The following is a 20210-nucleotide window of genomic DNA, read 5'->3' as shown; positions in this document are numbered from 1 at the left end:
CAGCCCCGGATCGGACGCCACGAACCGGTCCCACGTGCCACCGATCCTCGTCAGCCGTGTCACTGCCCTCACTCTGCCGCACTCTCCTGATCCAGCCATGATCCGCGGACGCCTCAGCATCCCATGCGCGTCAACAGAGCTTTGAGGCCGGTCGTACGAGGTGGGAGGCGGTACGGGACCGTCGGCGGCAATGGTGTCCCAGGGCTGCCGGTTGTCTTCAGATGTCCCCAGTTGTCGTCATGTGTCGTCAGATCGGGAGTCCGATCAGGCCACGTCCGCTCCGGGACGCCTCGGTCACCACCTCGCCCCAGTCGCGGACCAGCATGGCGAACTCCTCGAAGTTCGCTATCCAGCGCCCGGGTCTCTCCGCGTGCACCGCGTACGGCGCGCGGAGGTCTTCGAGAAGGGGTGCGGCAACGGCCCACGCGCGCGCCAGGTCCGGGACTTGCTCCGGCGTGCGGACTACGAGCAGTCAGGGTGCCAGGGATCCCGTTCGGCGGGGAAGAGCCCGACAACCGGCTCATCGTCCGCGCTCGTGTCCGTGTCGGCTTCGTCGAGGCCCGGCCAGAACAGCCCCGCCAGGAACTCGTCGAGCGCCGCCCGCAGGTCGGGTTCGGCGAAGTCACGAACGTCCTCCCATGCCTGGCCGGTCCAGAAGTGCGGCTTGAACGATCCGAGGGTCCGGAAGAACTCGTACAGGGCGCACCACGGCGTATCGGGCCGCCGCACCCAGCCGTGCTCGACCCGCGCGTCCGCACCACTGACACCGTCGTCGCAGTCGTCGTCCGGGTACACGGCGTCCTCCAGCATGCCGAGGCGCTCCGCGGCAGGCGTCCGCCCGAGGTGGTCCCAGTCGACGACGAGAACGGTGATGTCCAGACCCATGGGGAGAGGCTATAGATCGTCCGTGGGGGAGCGGCCGGAGCTCACCTCACGGGCCTGCGTACCCACACCTGCCTGTCGCTCGCCCCGGGTGCGTCGCCGGGGCCCGATGTACCGAGGTTCAGCCAGCCCCAGGAGCGCAGCAGCGCGGAGCCCGGCGCCTCGGACACGGCGGGGTCGGACCGGGGCACCGCCGCGACGATCAGGTCGGTGTCGTGGCGCGCGAGGAGCCGGGTCTGCAGGTCCGTCGCGACGCCGTGGCGCCGATGCGCGGGCAGCACCATCAGTTCGGCAAGGACGAAGGCCCGGCCGGACGCGGTGAGTTCCTCGAACTCGGTCGGCAGGTCACCCCGGAAGCCCGCCCACCAGTCACCGGTGCGGTCGGCCCGGTACCCGTAGAGGCAGCCGACGAGCCCGCCCGAGTCGGCCACCACCATGTCGAAGTCGGGCCGCTGACCGTGTTTCTCGAACCGGGTCAAGAACCCCTGCCGGTCGCGGTACTCGGCGCCCGCGGCCCCGTGGTACGCCGAGACGTACACGTCAGCGACGGCTTCCCGCTGCTGTTCCGCCTGCCACCGCGACAGCCGCCGCAAGTACACCTGAGCCATACGAGCCTCCCGTCAGGCCGCGGGACATGCCCGGGCTCAGCATGGTGACACTCACGGGCGACGAGGGGAACGGGGCGTCACGCCCTGCCGCGCGAACTCCCGCTGACCTCAGGGTACTTGGGGAAAAGTGCGCTTGGAAGGTGCGGCCCCGCGGCGTCAGGGAAGGGACTGCACGGTCTGCCGCACCCGGGTCGCGACGGTGTCCGGCAGGGGTGCGTAGTGGATCCGGGTCAGCGCCTGCTGGCCCTCGTCGCTCGCGGTGTAGGTGAGGAAGGACTTGAGCGCCGGGAGTGTGGCGGCCCGATTGCCCTTGTCGCACACGATCTCGTACGTGACCAGGACGATCGGGTACGCCCCCGCGGCCGAGTGGCCGTAGCGGAACTTCAGTGACATGTCCTTGCCCTCGCCGGCCACACGGGCCGCGGCGATTCCCGCCGACGCGGACTGCGGCGACGGGGCGACGGGCTCCGCCGTGCCCGTGTCGATGCGGACGGTCGGTACGTGGCTGCTCGCCGCGAAGGACAGCTCGAAGTAACCGATCGACCCGTACGAGGAGTTGACCTCGGAGACGACTCCGCTGGAGCCGTTCGCCGAGCCGCCGCCCCTGGCCTGCCAGGACTTCTCCGCCGAGTAGGGCCAGGCGGTGGGGGCGGCTCCGGCGAGGTAGGCCTGAAGGTTCTGTGTGGTGCCCGAGTCGTCCGAGCGGTGCACCGGGCGGATGCGGGTCGAGGGGAGTTTCGCGACGGGGTTGAGCGCGCGGATCTGCGGGGCGTCCCAGGTGGTGATCCGGGTGTCGAAGATCCCGGCGAGGGTCGGGGCGTCGAGGACCAGGTCGTCGACGCCGGGCAGGTTGTAGCCGACCGCGATGGGGCCGCCCGCCATGGGCAGGTTGATGGCCCGGCCGCCGGTGCACGTTTGCTTCGACAGCTCGACCTCTTCGGGCTTCAGCGCACTGTCCGAGCCGCCGAACGCGGTCGCGCCGCGCAGGAACTGGGCGGCGCCGGCGCCCGATCCGAGCGGGTTGTAGGCGATCTGGACGCCGGGGCAGGCGCGTTGGTACTGGTCGATCCAGTACTTCATCACGTTCTGCTGGGCCGTCGAACCCGAGCCCGGCACCTGACTCTTGCCTGCGCAGTCGAGGTCGGCGACGGGGGAGGCGTCGGCCGAGGACGCGCGATCGTCGGTGGCACCCGGGCCGCCCGCCCCGCACCCCGCGAGCAGGAGCGTGGCCGCGACGACAGCCGCACCGGCCGGAACGCTCCGCTTGATCACACGTCTGGCACGGGCGCTCTGCACTGTCGTTCCCCCTGATGAAACCGCGATCGGAAGGACAAATGCTTACCGATCATGGCGGTCGTGGGGTGACGTGAGGGTGAACTACAGGCGAAGCACCACTGTACGAAGGGCGAGCGGGGCCCGAAGGGGGCCCCGCTGTCCACTTTCGCTTCCGCTCGGTTCAGCGCTTGGCTTCCGCTCAGTCCTTGTAGTCGGGCGCGATCCGGTCGAGGAGGCGCAGCATCGCCGCCCACGCCAGCTCGTACGCGTCCTCGTCCTGGAAGTCCGAGTCGGTCTCCGCCTCGCCCGCGAGCTGCCGGGCGGTGTACTCGCACACCTCCGGCGACGGAACGGTGAGCGGGACGCCGCCGGCCTGCGCGGTGACCTGGATCTCGCAGGCCTTCTCCAGGTAGTACATGCGCAGGAACGCCTGGGCCGCGCTCCCGCCGACGGTGAGCAGGCCGTGGTTGCGCAGGATCAGCGCGGGGTGGCCGCCGATGTCGTCGACCAGGCGCTTCTGCTCGTCCAGGTTGAGCGCCACACCTTCGTAGTCGTGGTAGCCGACCCGGTTGTGGAACTCCATCGACATCTGGTTCAGCGGCAGCAGCCCGCCCTGCTGCGCGGCGACGGCGCAGCCCGCCTTGGTGTGCGTGTGCAGGACGCAGTGGGCGTCCTCGCGGGCGGCGTGGATCGCGCTGTGGATGACGAACCCGGCCGGGTTGACCGGGTAAGGGGTCGGCTCCACCGGGTTCCCGGACAGGTCGATCTTGACCAGGTTGGAGGCGGTGATCTCCTCGAACAGCAGCCCGTACGGGTTGATCAGGAAGTGGTGGTCCGGGCCCGGCAGGCGCAGCGAGATGTGCGTGAAGATCAGGTCGGTCATGCGGAAATGGGCCACGAGCCGGTAGACCGCGGCGAGTTCGCGGCGCAGCCGCAGCTCCGTCTGCGCGGCGTCCTGATCGGCGGCGGGGGTCAGCAGGTCGGTCACGAGACGGCTCCTTCGAGAGTCGGGTCGACCACGGGGGTGAGCGGGCGGCCGGTGCGGTGCCAGGCGATGACGTTCTCGGCGGGCGCGCACACGTATGCGCGCTGCGAGGCGTCGGACAGGAACGCGCTGTGCGGGGAGAGCTGGATGCGCGGGTGGGTGCGCAGCGGGTCGTCGGCGGTCGGGGGTTCGACCGGGAACACATCGAGTGCGGCCCCGGCGAGATGCCCGCTGTCCAGCGCCCGCAGGAGCGCGTCGGCGCCGACGAGTTCACCGCGTGCGACGTTCACGAGGAACGAGCCCGGCCGCATCCGGGCGAGCAGGGCCTCGTCCGCGAGGCCGTGGGTCTGCGGGGTGAGCGGGGTGTGCAGGGACAGCACGTCGGCGCGGCCGACCAGCTCGTCGAGGCCGAGCCGCTCGACCTCGGGCGGCCAGCCGGCCGGGTCGGCGTGCGGGTCGAAGGCGGCCACGCGGCCGAAGACGGGCGCCGCCATCCGCGCCACGGCGCGCGCGATACGGCCGAACCCGACCAGGCCGAGCGTCAACTCGCTCGCCCGGCGCGGCAGTTCGCCGAACTCCGTGTTCCAGCCGCCGTTTCGCACCGTGGCGTCGGCGTGCGGCAGGTGGCGTACGAGGGAGAGGGTGGCCGCGAGCGCGTGCACGGCGACGTCCTCGGTGGCCGCGTGCGGCAGGTTGCTCACCCACAGGCCGCGCCGGCGGGCCTCGGCGGTGTCCACCATGTCGTAGCCCGCGGACATCGTGGCCAGCATGCGCAGGGTGGGCAGCCGGTCCAGGAGGGCCGCGTCCACGGGGGCGTAGCCGACGATCAGTGCCTCGGCGTCGTGCGCGGCCACCGCGATCCTGGCGGGGTCGCGGCTCCCGACGACGCGGACCTCGAAGCCCGCGTCGCGCAGCAGGCGTTCGCCCGGCTCGACATCCAGCTCCTCGGGGTCGGTGAAGACCACCACGGGCTGACCCATCTCAATTCTCCCCACGCCTGGAGCGACAAATTCAGGGCGACGAATGATTCGTCGGTCGCTGCGGTGTTGAAGTTACGTTTCGTCTTCCATAAATGTCCAGTCCGCATGAGACGGGCGTCCGTGGCGGACGTCACGTGTGTCCGGCGCCCGCGCCGCCGTGGTCGACAATGGGCGCCGACCCCGGGTGCGGCCGTACCCGGGCAGCCGAGCTGAGGGGAAGCCCCGGTGGACCTGGACCACATCGACCTCGCCGTCGTCCGCGAGCTGCAGGCGGACGGCCGTCTGACGTACGAGACGCTGGCCCAGCGGGTCGGCCTCTCCCGGCCTGCCACCCGGGCCCGCGTCCAGCGGCTGCTCGAGGGCGGCGGTGTGCTTGTGGCGGCCGTCGTGCACCCGGCCGTCCGGGGCCTCACCGCGTCGGCGCACCTGTCGATCGGTGTCCGCGGTCCGGCCGGGCCCGTGGCGCGCGCCATCGCAGCCATGCCCGAGGCGCCGTTCGTCACGCTGACGGCCGGCGGCTACGCGGTCATGGCCGAGCTGCGCACGAAGGGGATCGCCGATCTGGACCGGGCGATCGAACGCGTCCGCTGCCTGCCCGGCGTCGACGTCGTGGACCCGCTCATCTCCACCCGCCACCTCAAGGACCCGTATCTGCTCGCGGGGGAGCCGGCCGTCACGGAACTCGACGAGACCGACCAGCTCGTCCTGCGCGAGCTGGAGGCCGACGGCCGCCTCCCGTTCGCCGAGCTCGCCGAGCGGGTCGGCCTGTCGGCCGGCGCGGCCCGCGCGCGCACGCTGCGGCTCCTCGACGGCGGCGTCGCGAAGGTCCTCGCGCTGGTGCGCCCCGAGCTCCTCGGCCTCGGCATCCTGTGCGGCTTCGCGGTGCGCGTCGAGGGGGAGCGGGACGAGGTCGCCGCGCGTCTCGCGGACCGCGAACAGGTCTCCTTCCTGTCCTCCTGCATGGGGCGCGCGGACCTGGTCGGCACGATCACGGTGGAATCCCTCGCGGCGATCCGGACGGCCGTCGAGGACATGCGGGCCGTGAAGGGCGTGCGCGCGGTGGAGAGCTGGGTGCACCTGGAGCTCGTCAAGGAGCGCTACGAGGATCCGGCCGCCGAATGAGGCGCCCGTCGGATGATACGTAAGTGATGCCCCGCCTGAACTTACGAAAAGTTTCTCAGCAGTACATCTAGTCAATTCAACGTCGGTTGCTTATCGTCCATGCGAACGAATCAGTCGCCGCGCCCTGTCTGTGCGCGGCGGCCCTCATGGTCTTCCCACGGTCGAAAGCAGGCCCCCTCATGCACCACCCCCTCGATGACGCCGACCGCACGCTCCTGGTGACCGGCGCGGCGGTGGCCGCCGCCGGAACCCCCGTACGCGCCGAGGCGCTCGCCGTCCGGGGCCGCCGCGTCGTCCACGTCGGCACCGCGGACACGGCACGCGCCGCTCTCGGCGGCCGGATCGACGAGCACCTCGAACTCGACGGCGGCCTCGTCCACCCCGGCTTCGTCGACGCCCACTGCCACCCCGTGATGTACGGACAGGCCCTGGCCTGGGTCGACTGCCGGCCCGAGCGCGTCCCCGACATCGAGACCCTCGTCGCCGTCCTGACCGACGCCGCCCGCGAGCTGCCCGCCGGAGTCCCCGTGCGCGGATTCGGCTACGAGCACCGCAGGCTCGCCGAGCGCCGCCACCCCACCTGTCACGACCTCGACCGCGTCGCCACCGACCGCGAGGTGTACGTCATGAACGCCTCCGGCCACGGCGGCGTCGTCAACTCCCACACGCTGCGCACCTGCGGCGTCACCGCGGGCACCCCCGACCCCGAGGGCGGCAGCATCGGCCGTCTGCCCTCCGGCGAGCCCGACGGACAGCTCTGGGACGCGGCCTGCGACCTGCTCACCGGGCCCGGCGGCGTGAAGATCGGCAACCATGGACCGAACTTCCACCTCTCCGAACCCGACGCGATCATGGCCGACCACCTGCTGCGCGCCCAGGAGGTCTTCCTCGCCGCCGGTGTCACCACCGTCGGTGACGCGCAGGCCTCCCGCCGCGAGATGGAGACCTATCTGAGGGCGCGTCAGGACGGCTCGCTGCGCCTGCGCGTCTCCGCCTACCTCACCTCCGCGCTCCTCGACACCGCGCTCGACCTGGGAGTCGTGAACGGCTTCGGCGACGACCACTTCCGTGTCCAGGGCGTGAAGTTCTACGCCGACGGCACGCTCGGCGGCTGGACCGCGTACTTCCCCGACGGATACGCGGCGGACTGCTGCCACCACGGGCAGCTGTACCACTCGGCCGAGGAGTACGCCGAGCTGGTCGGCCGCGCCCACCGCGCCGGCCTGCAGACCGCCACCCACGCTCAGTCCCCGTACGCCATCGGCATGGTGCTCGACGCCGTCGAGAAGGCGCAGGCCGACCGCGAGCGCCCCGGCATGCGGCACCGCATCGAGCACTCCGGTCTGCCCACCGACGAACAGATCGTCCGCATGGGTGAGTTGGGCGTCGTACCCGTCATGCAGCCCCAGCACCACCTGCGGACCGGCGACGGCACACTCACCGCCGTCGGCGACCTCGGCCACCGCTACAACCCGGCGGGCGCCTGCCTCGCCGCGGGCGTGCCCGTCGTCTTCAGCTCCGACGCGCCCGTCGCGCCGCCCGCCCCGCTGGAGGCGATCTCCGCGGCGGCCACCCGGCGCACCGTGCTCGGCACCGTCCTCGGCGACGCCGCACTGCGCATGCCCGTCGCGGACGGCCTGCACGCGCACACCGCGGCGGCGGCCGGTGCCCTGCACCGCGAACACGCGGTCGGCGCCCTGGCCCCCGGCATGCTCGCCGACTTCGTGGTCCTCGACAGCGACCCGCTCACCGCGGACCCGGCCGAACTCGCCTCCATCGGCGTACGCGAGACCTGGATCGGCGGCGCCCGCGCCTGGGCCGCCCCCGGCCGCTGACCGCTCCACCGCACAGCCCCCTGCTGCACAGCCCCTGCCCCTTCCCCGCCTCTCCTGTCCCCGGAGGCTTCATGCCGACACAGCCCGCCACCAGACAGAGCCCGTACAGAGCCGCCTTCGCGGCCCTCGCCGGCACCTCCATCGAGTGGTACGACTTCTACGCCTTCGCCACCGCGGCGGCGATCGTCTTCGACGACGTGTTCTTCCCGCCGGACATGTCGCCCTACCTCAAGACCCTCTCGGCGTTCGCGACCTTCGCCGTCGGCTTCCTGCTGCGCCCGCTCGGCGGCATCGTCTTCGGACACATCGGCGACCGCGTCGGCCGGAAGAAGACCCTGGTCATCACGCTCATGATGATGGGCGTCGCATCGTTCGCGATCGGTCTGCTCCCCACCTACTCCCAGGTCGGTGCCCTGGCCCCGGTCCTCCTCATCACACTGCGTCTGATCCAGGGCATCGCGATCGGCGGCGAGTGGGGCGGCGCGGTACTGATCGCGGTGGAGAACGCCCCGCCCGGAAAGGCCTCGTTCTTCGGTTCGTTCGCCCAACTCGGCTCATCCGTGGGTGCGTTGCTGTCGACCGGTGCCTTCAGCCTCATGAACCTCTTCGGGAACGACGCGTTCATGAGCTGGGGCTGGCGCGTGCCGTTCCTGGCGTCCTCGGTCCTTGTGATCGTCGGCCTCGTCGTACGGGTGAAGCTCGAGGAGTCGCCCGTCATGTCCGAGGTGCGCGACGAGCACGCCGCCGCCGAACAGAAGCTGCCCGTCGTGGAGGTCTTCCAGAAGGCGTGGCGCACGGTCCTCATCGGCGTCTTCGCCCTGGCCACCGCGACCGGCGGCTACTACGTGGTGACCAGCTTCCTGCTCTCGTACGGCACCGGTGACCTCCACCTGTCCGAGTCCATGCTCCTCAACGGCCTCACCCTGGCGGCCTTCCTGGAACTCCTGGTCACGCCGTGGCTGTCCTGGCTGGCGGACCGGGTGGGCCCGCACAAGGTCGTCATCGCGGGCCTCGCGGGCGTGATCGTCCTGGCGATCCCGCAGTTCATGGTCCTCGGCACCGGCAGCGTCGTCCTGATCTGGCTGTTGATGCTGGCGATGCGCCTGGTGATGTCCGCGCTGTACGGGCCCATCGCCTCGATCCTCGCCGAGGGCTTCGCCCCGCACGTCCGCTACACCGGCATCTCGCTGTCCTACCAGATCTGCAACTTGGTCTTCGGCGGCCTCGCGCCGCTCGCGGCGGTCTCCCTCGCCGCGGCTGCGGGCGGCCACTACTGGCCGACGGCGCTCATGCTCATGGCCGTCTCGGCCGTCGGCATCTGGTGCACGGCCCGACTCCGGAGCCTGCGGGTGCCGCAGGCGCCGGAGGGGACGGCTGCGGTGACGGAACGCGAGGTGGCGAGCGGCGTCTGAGCATCGCCGACAGCTCACCGCGGCCGGGCAGGATCGGTGCACGCCGAGGCGCACCGCGCGCCGGGCGCGGATCCGGCCCGGCCGCGGTGCTGTCGTCACCCCGACGTCACCCCGCGCCCAGAGCCTGGCTCCTGCGCCGGTCGAGTTCCCCCTGTACCCGTGCCACGTCCTGCGCGTAGGGGCGGTAGAGCAGGGTGAGGACCGCGCCGTTGACGAGCATCAGGATGACGAGGACCCACAGGAACACCGGCCGGAGTCCGACCACGTCGCCCAGGAAGCCCGCGCCGAGGCTGAACGCCGCCCAGGCGATCGCCTCGAAGACGGACACGTAGATCGCGAAGGCGGCGGCACGCTGCTCGGGTGGGGTGACCGCCATGACCATGGGCCGGTTGACCGGCGGGTTGATCCCCTGGGCCATGCCCATGAGGCCGAAGAAGACCGCGAAGAGTGCGATGCCGTCGTACTCGATCTGAGTGCCGAAGAACGCCGCCACGGCGAAGGCGAACTGCGCGCCCTGCAACACCGCGACCAGCCCGTACCGGGGGCTGCGGCGCGCGGCCCAGTCGGCCGCGAAGCCGCCGAGGAGGGTGCCGAGGAAGTAGCCGATGCCCATCGGGAGCAGCACCACCGAGGCGACCTGGGTGCTGAAGCCGAACACGTCCACCAGATAGACCACACCGAACGTGGAGATCAGGAGGTGGCCGGACAACAGCCGGGACACCAGCAGGATGAACAGGCTGCGGACCCTGAACAGCGCCACCGCCTGCGACCAGGTGACCTTGGTGGCGTGCGCCGCGCGGGCCTCCTGGCCCAGGTCGGCGAGCTGCCGCTCCGCAGCGCCTCGGCCGGGTCGCGGAACCACAGCCAGATCCCGCAGCCGAGCGCGATGTTGAACGCGCCGATGCCCCACAGACCCCATCGCCAGCCGTCGTCGACGCCGGCCAACTGCCCCTTGAGCGGCCCGATCACCGCACTGACCAGCGCCACGGCGCCGTACACGAGTCCGACCGCGCGGCCCCGTGACGAGGTGTCGAAGAGGTCGCCGATGATCTCGGTGATGACGGGGTGGGCGGCCGCGTAGCCCGCCGCGAGGATCGTGTAGAGCACGAGGAGCTGGGCGAAGTTCTGGGAGAAGCCCGCGGCCACGCCCCAGACACCCCACAGGCCCGTCGCGAGGACGAGGACGCCCTTGCGCGACCAGCGCTGTGCGGCCCACACCCAGAACGGGCCCGTGAACACCCCCACGATCTTGCTCGCGGCGGTGAGGACGCCGAGCGCCCCGAGCGAGATGCCGAGCGACTGCCGGATCAGCGGGAAGAGGCCGCCCACGAGGCTCGCCTCGGTGCTGTCGACCAGCAGCGCACCGCCGAGCAGCGACAACTGGCGCCCGCGCCGGGGCACTCCGGGTGGTCCGATGTCCTTGGTCGTTCTCGCTGGCCCATCGATAAGCTCGGGCATGGCGCCACCCTTTCTTGGCATGGTTCTTCGCTGGAGCGGTGCGGGAGGGAGAGGTGCCTGCCGGTGACGGGGTGGCCGCCCCGTCACCGGCGTTCTTTCGGTGGTGCGGCGGCACGGACCCTCCGGCCCGGGCCGCGGTTCGGTCAGAGCTCGGCGAGTTCCTCGGCGACCATCCGCAGCCGCGGCGCAGGGAAGAGCCCGCCCGCCATGGCGGCGACGTCGATCAGGGGCGTCGGCCCCAGGATCTGCAGGAGTTCCGAGTCCACGACACCTGGCAGGTGGCGGCGCAGGACCTCCACCGCCACCGGGTCGGAGATCAGGGCCCGGATCGGTGTGCGCAGCGAGAAGCGGCCCTCTGGGTAGTCGTCGGCGCGCGGCAGGGGCTGCGCGGCGACCTCGGCCTGTTCGCGCTGGGCGCGCACCAGCAGGTGCTTCTCGGTGACGGGTCCCACCGCGGGGAGGCCGAGCCGCTCGTACTGGCCGGGCGGCGCCTCGTTCGCGCGCATGAGGTCCACCATCAGACGCGCCATGCGCAGCTCCACCGCGTCGTCGGCGAGCGGAGTGCGCTGCTCGGGGTCGGACTCCAGGTCGTAGAGCAGCGTGCCGTGCTGGTACGGGTTGAAGAGCGTGCGCCCGGACATGCGCAGCGTGCGGACGCCCTTGGTGAAGCCGAAGGGTTCGGCGAGCTCCAGGTCAGCGAGCTCCTGCGGCGTGAAGCGGCCCCGCATGTGCGTCGGCATCAACGTGTGCTCGTGCAGGGGGGCGTTGTCGGGGGCGGCGGGCGCCCTCATGTAGACGTAGCGGCCGTCGGTGACATTGACGTGTCCGCCGTGCATGCCGAACAGGCCCGCCTCGCGTACGGACGTGTCCGAGAGCGGCGCGCCCTGCATGTCGCCGGGCCGCGGGACGTCGAAGAACTCCAGGAGGGTGGGCGCCAGGTCGATGGTCTGCACGAGGTCCTGGCGCCGCTCGCCCGTCGCGCCGGTCCGGGGATCCCAGGCGAACAGCGGCAGATGGACGAGTTCGTTGTACCAGGGCTGCACGCTCTTGCCCCACCACCCCTTCTCGCCGAGCAGCAGACCGTGGTCCGTGCAGACGAGGAGCAACGTGTCGTCCCACAGGCCGAGTTCGTCCATGGCGTCGAGGACCCGCCCGAGGGAGTGGTCGCACATGGACAGCAGCGCCGCGTACTCGTACCGGGCGTGCCCCACCTGGTCGTCCGTCTCCACCACGCGCTTGTAGTCGGGCCAGTCGAAGTGCGGGCCGTCGTAGTCGTGCGGATAGAGGTCCTTGAAGCGCTGGTGGCTGAAGAACGGCTCGTGCGGGTCGAAGGTCTCTATCTGTACGAACCAGTTGTCCGCGTCGCGATTGGTGCGGACGAACTCCAGGCCGGCGTCGAACGTCAGCGTCTGCGGATGACGGTCCTCGGTCGCCATGTGCGGCCGGTTCACCCAGTCCTGCCGGTAGATGCCCCCGAACCGGACCTTCTTGAGGTCCTCGGGCATCTCGGGATCCCCGACCTGTCCCTTCCACGGGTCGCCCTCCTGCCCGCGGAAGAACTCCCAGGTGTTGTACCGGCCGTGATAGGTCGCGCCGCCGTCCTCCCAGTAGTGGGGGTGGTCGCTGACGAGGTGGGTGTAGACGCCGCTCTGCTTGAGCAGTTCGGGCATGGAGTCGTCGAACGGCTCCAGCGGACCCCAGCTGCGGTGCAGGAAGTTGTGCCGCCCCGTGTGGATCTCACGGCGGGCCGGCATGCAGGGCATCGAGCCCGCGTAGCAGTTGTCGTACGTGACGGACCGCTCGGCGAGCCGGGCGAAGTTCGGCGCGTGCGTCCAGTCGCCTCCGTACGGCGGCAGCATCCGCCGGTTGAGGCTGTCGAACATCACCATGATCGCCTTCATCGGATACCTCCGTGGATGCTCCGCCCTTCGGGGCGGTAAGGAATCGGAGTCCTGCGGGGCAGGGCAGCGGGCTGGGATGCGCTGCCAGGGCGGATCGCAGTGCTCTGACCCGCGGGTTTGAACGTCAGGTGTGGCGACGATAGTTTGCGTGCGTGACCACGAGCCAGGTGAGGCGGGCGTTCAAGTACCGCTTCTATCCGACGGATACGCAGGCAGCGGAGCTGTCGCGCACGTTCGGATGCGTGCGGAAGGTCTACAACTTGGCGCTTGCCGCCCGGACCGAGGCGTGGGCGCGGCAGGAGCGGGTCAACTACAACCAGAGCTCCGCGATGCTGACGGCGTGGAAGCAGACCGAGGAACTGGCGTATCTGAACGAGGTGTCGTCGGTCCCGCTCCAGCAGGCCCTGCGGCACCTGCAAGTGGCGTTCACGAACTTCTTCGGCAAGCGGGCCAAATACCCCCGCTTCAAGAGCCGGAAGAAGTCGCGGAAGTCCGCCGAGTACACCGCCTCGGCGTTCCGTTTCCGGGACGGTGAGCTGAGACTGGCGAAGATGAGGGAGTCCCTGCGCATCGTGTGGTCGAGACCGCTGCCGGACGATGCGAGCCCTTCCACGGTGACCGTGTCGCAGGACGCGGCCGGACGCTGGTTTGTCTCCCTGTTGTGCGACGACCCCAGCATCACGCACCTGCCCACCACGGATGCCGCCATCGGCATCGATGCCGGTCTCGACCACCTCCTGTCCTTCTCGACGGGCGAGAAGATCGCCAACCCGAGGCACGAGCGCCGCGACCGGGTCGCACTTGCGAAAGCTCAGCGCAGGCTGGCGAAGAAGGCCAAAGACTCGGCGAACCGGACCAAGGCCCGGCATAAAGTGGCCAAGATCCATGCCCGGATCGCGGACCGCCGACGCGACACCCTGCACAAGATCACCACTCGGCTCGTGCGTGAAAACCAAACGCTCGTGATCGAGGACCTGACCGTGCGCAACATGGTCAAGAACCGGAAACTGGCCCGCGCCATCAGCGATGCCGCGTGGTCTCAGGTCCGGAGCATGCTGGAGTACAAAGCCGCCTGGTACGGGCGTGAGGTGATCGCCGTCGACCGGTGGTTCCCCTCCTCGAAACTGTGCTCCTCCTGCGGCACCTTGGCTGACGAGATGCCGCTCAGCGTCCGCACGTGGACGTGTGAGTGCGGCACGACCCACGACCGGGACGTGAACGCAGCGAAGAACCTTCTGGCCGCCGGGCGGGCGGTTACAGCCTGCGGAGCTGGTGTAAGACCTCAACGGAGCTCTCCGGGCGGGCAGTCGGCGATGAAACAGGAAACCTCACGGCGCGAGCCGTAAGGATCCCCTCCCTTCAGGGAGGGGAGCGTCAAGCGGCGTCCCCTGTCTGCTGCTTCGGAGGTGTAAGGCCTTCGGACTCCCGTCGTCCGGTCTCCAGGCGCCGCAGCATTCCTTCGAGCCAAGCCACCCAGCGGTCGACGGACGAGGCGCCGTATGCGTGCAGCTCGTCGCTGATCTCGCGCGCGAGGTCCTGGTCCAGCTCGGGCAGCGGGTTCTCGAATGCGATGTGCCGGTCGCGGTCGCGGTTGCCGGCGATCTGGGCGCGCCGGTAAGTGAGTTCGGTCCTGATCAGCCGGATCGCCGCGTCCTTGTCGAGCGGGGCGGCGAAGCTGAACCGGGCCAGGAAGTCGGCGTCCTGGAAGCGGCTGGGCGGGTCGTACGGGGAGCGCACCCACTCCATCAGGACGTCGCGCCCCCGTGGCGTCAGCCGGTACACCTTCGCGTCCGGCCGGCCCTCGCGCGGATCGACCTCGTACGCCACCCAACCGTCGTCGACCATGCGCCCGAGCAGCCGGTAGATCTGGCTGTGATGGGCGCGCGAACGGAGGAACTGCCCTTCTGTATCCACCCACTTGCGCAGGTCGTACCCGCTGAACGGGCGGTACGACAGCAGCGCGAGCAGAACGTACTCGAACTTCACGACCCTCACCCCTATGTGCACAATCACCTATGTGCAGGGATTCATATCGCCGGGGGTGGGGGCCGTCAACAGATCCGACAGGTTCTTATCGAGGCGTTCACAGGCGGCCCGGGGTAGGCAAGGGGGCGGGGAGCCGTCAGATCGGCTGCGTCCGGTGGATGGAGTACTGCTCCATGAGCTTGGCGCGTGTCGCCCCGAGCCGGTACGCGAGGATCTCGGCGACGGTGCGGATCAGGGACATGCCCAGCGCGGGATCGGCCTCGCAGAGGTTGCGCACCGCCTGCGCGTCGAACTCGTAGGCGCGCACGGGGCTGAACGCCTCGGCCCCGAAGTCCCACTGGTGCGGCGGGAACAGCCATGACCAGCCCAGCAGATCACCCGCGCCCAGCGAGGCGACGGTCACCCGCTTGTGTTCGGTGACCTGATGGTCCAGTGAGACCGCGCCTGAGCGCACGACCCAGAACCGGTCCGCGATGTGGCCCTCCTCGAAGATCCGCTCGTCCTCTTCGAACGTCACCTCCTGGGCGAGCGTCATCAGCCGCTCGCGGTGCTCGTGAGGAAGAGCGGGCAGCAGTCGCGTCGCGTTCGTCATGGACAGGCCTCCTCGCCGAGGTTCCCCACCTTCCATTGGAGCCGCCACGGGCCGATTGAGCACCCCGGGGGCGGCACCGAATCACGGGAACTACGCAGAGTCACCCAACGGCTTCGCGGTGACAGCGGAGAGCCACTCGACGACGTCCGTGGCGTTCTGCTCGCGCGCGATGTCCAGGGGCGTCCTGTCGCCGTATCCGACACGGTCGGGATCGGCCCCCAGTCCGTACAGGTACAGGGCGGTGGCCAGGCGGCCGCCGTGGCAGGCGCACCAGAACGCGCTGGACAGCTTCTCCGGCGTCGGAGGTTCCCCGGCGGTCGCGCAGGCCTCGACCTGGTCGAGCAGACCGAGCGACGCGGCCTCCTCGAAGGGGACGCGGGCGCCGTGCTCGACGAGCCGGAACGCCGCGCGCCACTGCCCGAAGGCGCAGGCGTCGGAGAGAGGAGTGCCGTCGCCGATCACCGCGCCCGGCGCCTCGATGTCCGCGCCTGCCGCGACAAGGGCGTCGACGGCGGCGACGTCGTCATTGCTCGCTGCCCAGTGCAGCGGGGTCTCGGTGTGCGCGCCGGAGAAACGCGTGTCGGGGTCCGCCCCTGCCTCCACCAGGGCGGCGAGAATCTGCGGACCGTTGGGGAAGTGACCGGGCCAGTCGGTCGCGACGTGCAGCAGCGTGCGGATCCCGGAGCAGTCCGGGCGGGCGGTCTCCGCGATCCTGGCGGAGGCGAGCCCCGGGTTCTCGGCGAGCAGGTGACGCAGGCCCGGTACGTCACCCTGGCGGATCGCCTGCGTGACCGCGACGGCGAGGGGGTCCTGCGAGTCGATGATCGTCGTCATGGGGGGCCTTCTGCCGGGACGGGATGGGGCAGGACGAGATCGGGCGGGGCGGGGCACGGCCATTCTGACAGTGCCCCGGCGGGCCGTCCGTGGTCGGCAGGACGGCCCCACCCGCGTCAGCGAGGCGAGGAACCGCGCGCCCGCAGCAGGTCGGCCATGAGCCTCATCTCCGACTCCTGCGCGTCGACCATGCCCTGCGCGAGCCGCCGTTCCACCGGGACCTCGCACTGCGTGGCGCAGGCGTTCGCCATGTCGACGCCGCCCATGTGATGTGCCGTCATCAACTGGAGGTACAGCACCTCGGCGTCCTTGCCCTTGGCCTTGCGCAGCCGGTCGAGCTCGGTGTCGGTGGCCATTCCCGGCATGAGCGCGCCGTCCTTCGCGGCGATTCCGTCGTCCCCGTGGTCATGCGCGTGACTGCCGCCCATCCACGCCATGTAACCGCCGTCCGGCGAGACCTTCGGCAGCCCCCACAGGTCGAGCAGGCCCAGCAGCATGCCGCGCTGGTTGGCCTGGGTGTTGGCGATGTCGTAGGCGAGCCGGCGCACCTCCTCGTCGTCCGTGCGGTCGCGGACGACGAACGACATCTCCACCGCCTGCTGATGATGGACGGCCATGTCCCGGGCGAACCCGGCGTCCGCCGAGCCGACGGCCGGCGGCTCGGCCGGCGCCGGCTTCCCCGCGCCACTGCCCGGGGTGGCCAGGACCCACAGGGTCAGGGCGAGGGCGACGAGGACGGCCGCGCCGACGAAGAGCAGCCGGACGGGGGCCGGACGTCCGGCGGCCTCGCCGGACCCGGCGGTGTCCGTCGACGCCGTCATCAGCTCCCCTCCAGACCGTTGGTGCAGGCGGCGCCGGGCTCGGGCGTCTGCGCACCCTGCACGTACTTGGTGAAGAACTGCCCGACCCGTGGGTCCGAGGCCTTGTCGACGGTGAGCTGGTGGCCCCACGCGGACAGCATGATCGGACCGGCCTGGTCGTCGACCGGACTCATCAGCGAGTAGGGGGTCTTGGCGACCTTCTCGCCGAGCTTCGCGACGTCGGCGTCACCGGCCTTGCCGTTGTACGTCACCCAGACCGCGCCGTGTTCGAGCGAGTGCACGGCGTTCTCGTTCGGTATGGCCTTGGTGTAGACGGTGCCGTCGCAGGTCATCCAGGCCTGGTTGTGGTCCCCGCCGACGGGTGGGTTCATCTTGTAGGTGACGGCCTTGGCGACGTGGTTGCGGCCGAGCTTCTTCGCGTCCCAGCTCTTCTCGCCCCGCACGGGCTCCTTCGCCGCGGCTGTCTGCTGCTCGTCCTTGTCGTTCGCGCTGTCGATGGCGTACGCGCCGAAGCCGACGAGCCCGGCGACGATGACCGTGCTGAGCGTGACGGTGATGATGCGGTTGCGCCGGTCGCGGACCTGCTGGGCGCGGCGCATCTCGTCGATACGGGCCTTGCGTGCGGTGGCCGCTGCCTTCTTGCCGGTTCTGCTCATGGGTATGACTCCTCGCCGCCGCGCGGTGTCGTGGCGCGGCGGTTCTGCGGGACGGCTGATGTCGTGGTGTGCGCGAGCGCGCTGCGGCACGGCGGGGCGATGAGCGCCCGTGCCGGCCCGACATCGGCCTAGGTCCGCTGAATCTGGAGGACGTGGAGATCAGGGGCGGTGCCGGAGGGCGGGAGGCCCGAGGGGCTCGGGGGCGGGGCGTCCGGCAACGCGGCGGCGGGCATCCGGGGCAGCACCGCCGGATGCGGCTGGCCGGGAGCGGAGAGCACGGCGCGTATGCCCCGGGAGACCGGGTCGCAGCACCTGTCCCCGGCCGGGCAGTCGCCCCGGCGCGCGACGGTCTCCACCGCGTGCGGGTACGCGGATCGCGCATGATGCTGAGTCGCGCTGCCGGCCGTGACTGAGGTCACCGTGGGAAGGGAGCCGTCCGCGGTGTCATCGGTGCCGTGGGCCGCGGGGCCCAGGCACATCACCAGCGCCGCGAGCAGCACGCTCAGGGCAGGGCAGAGCGCCGCGATCCGCGTGGCCCACCACGCGCCGCGCCCCGCACGCTGCGTCCTGCTTCCGGTCATCACCGGTGATGTTAAGCGGTGCCTGTGAGTGCCCTGTTGGGCAGGGGGGCGAAGCTCCAGGGTCTCTACGCGGAGTGGTGGGCGAGTACCGCGTGCGGGTCGGGTGCGCCGGGGTCGGGCGCAGGGTCGGCGTGCACGAGCGCGCCGGTGAGCTTGGGGACGGCGTGCAGCAGGGCGTGCTCGGCGGCGACCGCGACCTCGTGGGCGGCTCGCACGCTGAGCGCGCCGTCGACGACGATGGCGACCTCGGCGCGCAGCCGGTGCCCGATCCAGCGCATCCGCAGTTCGCCGACGGCCAGCACGCCGGGGACCTGTTTCAGGGCGTGCTCGGCGCTGTCGACGACGGCCGGGTCGACGGCGTCCATCACACGCCGGAAGACCTCGCGGCAGGCGTCGCGCAGCACCAGAAGGATGGCGGCGGTGATGGCCAGTCCCACGAGCGGGTCGGCGAGCCGCCAGCCGACGGCGGCGCCGCCCGCCCCGATGAGAACGGCGAGCGAGGTGAACCCGTCCGTACGCGCGTGCAGTCCGTCGGCGACCAGCGCCGCGGAGCCGATGTCACGGCCGACGCGGATGCGGTAGCGGGCGACCCATTCGTTTCCGAGGAACCCGATCACGGCGGCCGCGGCCACGGCCGGCAGGTACGTGATGTCGCGCGGGTCGATGAGCCGGTCGACCGCTGTCCAGGCGGCGAAGGCCGCGGAGGCGGCGATGGTCAGGACGATGACGAGCCCGGCGATGTCCTCGGCGCGTCCGTATCCGTAGGTGAAGCGGCGGTTGGCGGCCCGCCGGCCCAGGACGAAGGCGACGCCGAGCGGCAGCGCGGTGAGGGCGTCCGCCGCGTTGTGGACCGTGTCGCCGAGCAGCGCGACCGAGCCCGAGAGGACGACGACGACCGCCTGGGCCGCCGCGGTCACGCCCAGCACGGCCAGCGAGATCCACAGGGCACGCAGGCCCCGGGCCGAGGCTTCGAGCGCCCGGTCGGTCTTGTCGGCGGTTTCGTGGGAGTGCGGGGTGAGGACGTGCGCGAGCCGGTGCCGCCACCGGGCCGCCGACGGCGCGGGGCCGTGGTCGTGGCCGTGGTGGTGACCGTCGCCGTGGTGATGCGGGCCGTCGTGGGGTGCGTGTCCGTGCTGAGGGCTCAAGAGTCGGGCCTTCCTGGACGGGGCGGAGTTCGGAGGTCGCAGGTTGGAGGCTGTGGGATCGGGACCGTGCTGGACACCGGAAGGCGTCCCGTTCCATTATGTGCGTATGAGCGCACGCATGCACCTATCGCCTGCGCACGGTGCGCACCCGCGAGATCCGAGCGACGAGCAGCTTGCCTACGCCGCCGACCTCCTCGGCCTCCTCGCCGACCGCACCCGTCTCGTGCTGCTCCACACGCTCGGCAGGGGCGAGGCGGATGTCACGACGCTCACCGAGACGTGCGGCGCGGCCCGCCCCGCCGTCAGCCAGCACCTGGCGAAACTCCGTCTCGCGGGCCTGGTGACCGCCCGCAAGGAGGGGCGCCGCATGGTCTACGCGCTGCCCGACGGGCATCTGCGACGCCTGGTGAGCGAGGCGCTGAACCTCGCGGACCATCACCTCGGATCCCCGTCCGCCGCGCGCAGTGGGACCGCCCCCTTGGGGTGAGGGGGCGTGAAGGCCCGGTTGCCATCGGAGCGGTGCTGCCCCGATGGCGCTTGAAACTACGGGCTCACCCCCGCGCCGAACCGCTCATGCGACGGTGGCGGTGGAGTGGTGTCAGTTCCCCGTCGGTGAATCCTGGTCGAGTACGTACAGCTCCGGGAGGTTGACGACGATCGCCTCCTGCGTGCTGCGGGCGATCACCACGACCGCCTCCTCGTCCGGGCTCGGGTTCTCCTCGCGGTGCGGGACGTAGGGCGGCACGAAGATGTAGTCGCCGGGTGCCGTGCGGAGCCGGACCTCTTCGGGAGTGCCCGTGGAGTCGTCCAGGAACACGAACTCCGGGTGGCCCTTCACGACATGGATCGCCGTCTCCGACGCCCCGTGGTGGTGGTTGGAGGAGGCGGTGTCGGGGGCCACGTGTGTCTGGCCCATCCAGATGCGCTCGGAGCCGACCCTGCTGCCGCTGATCGCCGCGAACCGCCGCATGCCGCTGGTCTGCGCGGTGTCGCCGTCCAGTTCGCCCGCGCGGATGTGGTGGAGCCGGGCGCGCAGTGGCAGCGGTGTGTCATGGTCCGGGAGGTCGGGGTGGAACGCGTCGCGCTCGGGGGAGTCGCCGGGGTGTGAAGGTGTGGCCATGGCAGTCAGTCCTGCTC

The 20210-nt window shown here is 71.0% G+C and carries 22 protein-coding genes; 5 read left to right on the top strand and 17 right to left on the bottom strand.

Features of this window, described 5'->3' with window-relative positions; translation table 11 throughout:
• Window positions 1-247 precede the first annotated feature (247 nt).
• The 6 genes from OG456_RS43250 to OG456_RS43225 all read right to left on the bottom strand — a co-directional run bounded on the left by OG456_RS43250 (window position 248) and on the right by OG456_RS43225 (window position 4730).
• Entirely contained in the window at window positions 248-376 is a 129-nt protein-coding gene (locus tag OG456_RS43250) for a hypothetical protein (protein ID WP_266570572.1), read from the bottom strand.
• Window positions 377-462: 86 nt separating this feature from the next.
• Window positions 463-885: a hypothetical protein gene (locus OG456_RS43245; RefSeq protein WP_266570570.1), complete on the bottom strand. Its 423-nt coding sequence runs from the start codon at window positions 883-885 to the stop codon at window positions 463-465.
• A gap of 41 nt (window positions 886-926) precedes the next feature.
• Complete coding sequence (locus OG456_RS43240) at window positions 927-1490, bottom strand: hypothetical protein (RefSeq protein WP_266570568.1); 564 nt, start codon at window positions 1488-1490, stop codon at window positions 927-929.
• Window positions 1491-1646: 156 nt separating this feature from the next.
• Window positions 1647-2786 (bottom strand): phosphate ABC transporter substrate-binding protein PstS, encoded by a 1140-nt coding sequence (pstS, locus tag OG456_RS43235; protein WP_266570566.1) that lies wholly within the window; start codon window positions 2784-2786, stop codon window positions 1647-1649.
• Between the two features lie 178 nt (window positions 2787-2964).
• Window positions 2965-3753 (bottom strand): class II aldolase/adducin family protein, encoded by a 789-nt coding sequence (locus OG456_RS43230; RefSeq protein ID WP_266570565.1) that lies wholly within the window; start codon window positions 3751-3753, stop codon window positions 2965-2967.
• On the bottom strand, window positions 3750-4730 hold the full coding sequence (locus OG456_RS43225) for a C-terminal binding protein (protein WP_266570564.1): 981 nt from the start codon (window positions 4728-4730) through the stop codon (window positions 3750-3752). The genes OG456_RS43230 and OG456_RS43225 overlap by 4 nt, the downstream gene beginning before the upstream one ends.
• 225 nt (window positions 4731-4955) lie before the next feature.
• On the opposite strand from OG456_RS43225, the gene OG456_RS43220 reads away from it, so the two are divergent.
• The 3 genes from OG456_RS43220 to OG456_RS43210 all read left to right on the top strand — a co-directional run bounded on the left by OG456_RS43220 (window position 4956) and on the right by OG456_RS43210 (window position 9099).
• Window positions 4956-5852, top strand: coding sequence for an Lrp/AsnC family transcriptional regulator (locus OG456_RS43220; protein WP_266570563.1), 897 nt, complete (start codon window positions 4956-4958; stop codon window positions 5850-5852).
• A gap of 179 nt (window positions 5853-6031) precedes the next feature.
• Window positions 6032-7687 carry an amidohydrolase gene (locus tag OG456_RS43215; RefSeq protein WP_266570561.1) on the top strand — a complete coding sequence of 552 codons (1656 nt, stop codon included), beginning with the start codon at window positions 6032-6034 and terminating at the stop codon, window positions 7685-7687.
• 71 nt (window positions 7688-7758) lie between these two features.
• The gene (locus OG456_RS43210; protein WP_266570559.1) at window positions 7759-9099 is read left to right on the top strand and encodes an MFS transporter; all 1341 of its coding nucleotides are present in this window, start codon (window positions 7759-7761) and stop codon (window positions 9097-9099) included.
• Window positions 9100-9205: 106 nt separating this feature from the next.
• Here OG456_RS43210 and OG456_RS43205 read toward each other — a convergent pair whose 3' ends face one another.
• From OG456_RS43205 to OG456_RS43195, 3 genes are all read right to left on the bottom strand, one after another.
• Complete coding sequence (locus OG456_RS43205) at window positions 9206-9820, bottom strand: MFS transporter (protein ID WP_266570557.1); 615 nt, start codon at window positions 9818-9820, stop codon at window positions 9206-9208.
• A complete protein-coding gene (locus OG456_RS43200; protein ID WP_266570555.1) occupies window positions 9790-10557 on the bottom strand; it encodes an MFS transporter in 768 nt (255 codons plus the stop codon). Before OG456_RS43200 ends, OG456_RS43205 begins: the two co-directional genes overlap by 31 nt.
• 143 nt (window positions 10558-10700) lie before the next feature.
• A complete protein-coding gene (locus OG456_RS43195) occupies window positions 10701-12458 on the bottom strand; it encodes a sulfatase (protein WP_266570554.1) in 1758 nt (585 codons plus the stop codon).
• Window positions 12459-12610: 152 nt separating this feature from the next.
• On the opposite strand from OG456_RS43195, the gene OG456_RS43190 reads away from it, so the two are divergent.
• Window positions 12611-13804: an RNA-guided endonuclease TnpB family protein gene (locus OG456_RS43190; RefSeq protein ID WP_266570553.1), complete on the top strand. Its 1194-nt coding sequence runs from the start codon at window positions 12611-12613 to the stop codon at window positions 13802-13804.
• A gap of 28 nt (window positions 13805-13832) precedes the next feature.
• On the opposite strand, the gene OG456_RS43185 is transcribed toward OG456_RS43190, so the two are convergent.
• From OG456_RS43185 to OG456_RS43155, 7 genes are all read right to left on the bottom strand, one after another.
• Window positions 13833-14444: a PadR family transcriptional regulator gene (locus OG456_RS43185; RefSeq protein WP_266570552.1), complete on the bottom strand. Its 612-nt coding sequence runs from the start codon at window positions 14442-14444 to the stop codon at window positions 13833-13835.
• Window positions 14445-14580: 136 nt separating this feature from the next.
• Entirely contained in the window at window positions 14581-15036 is a 456-nt protein-coding gene (locus OG456_RS43180) for a Crp/Fnr family transcriptional regulator (protein WP_266570551.1), read from the bottom strand.
• A gap of 90 nt (window positions 15037-15126) precedes the next feature.
• Window positions 15127-15870 carry an ankyrin repeat domain-containing protein gene (locus OG456_RS43175; RefSeq protein ID WP_266570550.1) on the bottom strand — a complete coding sequence of 248 codons (744 nt, stop codon included), beginning with the start codon at window positions 15868-15870 and terminating at the stop codon, window positions 15127-15129.
• A gap of 116 nt (window positions 15871-15986) precedes the next feature.
• Window positions 15987-16691, bottom strand: coding sequence for a DUF305 domain-containing protein (locus OG456_RS43170; protein WP_266570549.1), 705 nt, complete (start codon window positions 16689-16691; stop codon window positions 15987-15989).
• Complete coding sequence (locus tag OG456_RS43165) at window positions 16691-17347, bottom strand: DUF3105 domain-containing protein (protein ID WP_266570548.1); 657 nt, start codon at window positions 17345-17347, stop codon at window positions 16691-16693. The genes OG456_RS43170 and OG456_RS43165 overlap by 1 nt, the downstream gene beginning before the upstream one ends.
• A 128-nt stretch (window positions 17348-17475) precedes the next feature.
• Entirely contained in the window at window positions 17476-17928 is a 453-nt protein-coding gene (locus OG456_RS43160) for a hypothetical protein (protein WP_266570546.1), read from the bottom strand.
• A gap of 65 nt (window positions 17929-17993) precedes the next feature.
• Window positions 17994-19073, bottom strand: coding sequence for a cation diffusion facilitator family transporter (locus tag OG456_RS43155; protein ID WP_266570544.1), 1080 nt, complete (start codon window positions 19071-19073; stop codon window positions 17994-17996).
• A gap of 106 nt (window positions 19074-19179) precedes the next feature.
• On the opposite strand from OG456_RS43155, the gene OG456_RS43150 reads away from it, so the two are divergent.
• Entirely contained in the window at window positions 19180-19560 is a 381-nt protein-coding gene (locus tag OG456_RS43150) for a metalloregulator ArsR/SmtB family transcription factor (protein ID WP_266570542.1), read from the top strand.
• 111 nt (window positions 19561-19671) lie between these two features.
• On the opposite strand, the gene OG456_RS43145 is transcribed toward OG456_RS43150, so the two are convergent.
• Window positions 19672-20193 carry a cupin domain-containing protein gene (locus OG456_RS43145; RefSeq protein ID WP_266570540.1) on the bottom strand — a complete coding sequence of 174 codons (522 nt, stop codon included), beginning with the start codon at window positions 20191-20193 and terminating at the stop codon, window positions 19672-19674.
• Between the last annotated feature and the right edge of the window lie 17 nt (window positions 20194-20210).

The organism is Streptomyces sp. NBC_01446, from assembly GCF_026340095.1.
Taxonomy (GTDB): Bacteria; Actinomycetota; Actinomycetes; order Streptomycetales; family Streptomycetaceae; genus Streptomyces; species Streptomyces aureus.
Note: the sequence above shows the minus strand (reverse complement) of the source record. Positions and strands in the feature narration are given on the sequence as shown.

Coding starts and splice junctions, on each gene's coding strand:
- OG456_RS43165 (WP_266570548.1), bottom strand. CDS start 17,347: ATGAGCAGAACCGGCAAGAAGGCAGCGGCCACCGCACGCAAGGCCCGT.
- OG456_RS43150 (WP_266570542.1), top strand. CDS start 19,180: ATGAGCGCACGCATGCACCTATCGCCTGCGCACGGTGCGCACCCGCGA.
- OG456_RS43210 (WP_266570559.1), top strand. CDS start 7,759: ATGCCGACACAGCCCGCCACCAGACAGAGCCCGTACAGAGCCGCCTTC.
- OG456_RS43225 (WP_266570564.1), bottom strand. CDS start 4,730: ATGGGTCAGCCCGTGGTGGTCTTCACCGACCCCGAGGAGCTGGATGTC.
- OG456_RS43160 (WP_266570546.1), bottom strand. CDS start 17,928: ATGACCGGAAGCAGGACGCAGCGTGCGGGGCGCGGCGCGTGGTGGGCC.
- OG456_RS43215 (WP_266570561.1), top strand. CDS start 6,032: ATGCACCACCCCCTCGATGACGCCGACCGCACGCTCCTGGTGACCGGC.
- OG456_RS43180 (WP_266570551.1), bottom strand. CDS start 15,036: ATGACGAACGCGACGCGACTGCTGCCCGCTCTTCCTCACGAGCACCGC.
- OG456_RS43175 (WP_266570550.1), bottom strand. CDS start 15,870: ATGACGACGATCATCGACTCGCAGGACCCCCTCGCCGTCGCGGTCACG.
- OG456_RS43170 (WP_266570549.1), bottom strand. CDS start 16,691: ATGACGGCGTCGACGGACACCGCCGGGTCCGGCGAGGCCGCCGGACGT.
- OG456_RS43195 (WP_266570554.1), bottom strand. CDS start 12,458: ATGAAGGCGATCATGGTGATGTTCGACAGCCTCAACCGGCGGATGCTG.
- OG456_RS43200 (WP_266570555.1), bottom strand. CDS start 10,557: ATGCCCGAGCTTATCGATGGGCCAGCGAGAACGACCAAGGACATCGGA.
- OG456_RS43145 (WP_266570540.1), bottom strand. CDS start 20,193: ATGGCCACACCTTCACACCCCGGCGACTCCCCCGAGCGCGACGCGTTC.
- OG456_RS43240 (WP_266570568.1), bottom strand. CDS start 1,490: ATGGCTCAGGTGTACTTGCGGCGGCTGTCGCGGTGGCAGGCGGAACAG.
- OG456_RS43245 (WP_266570570.1), bottom strand. CDS start 885: ATGGGTCTGGACATCACCGTTCTCGTCGTCGACTGGGACCACCTCGGG.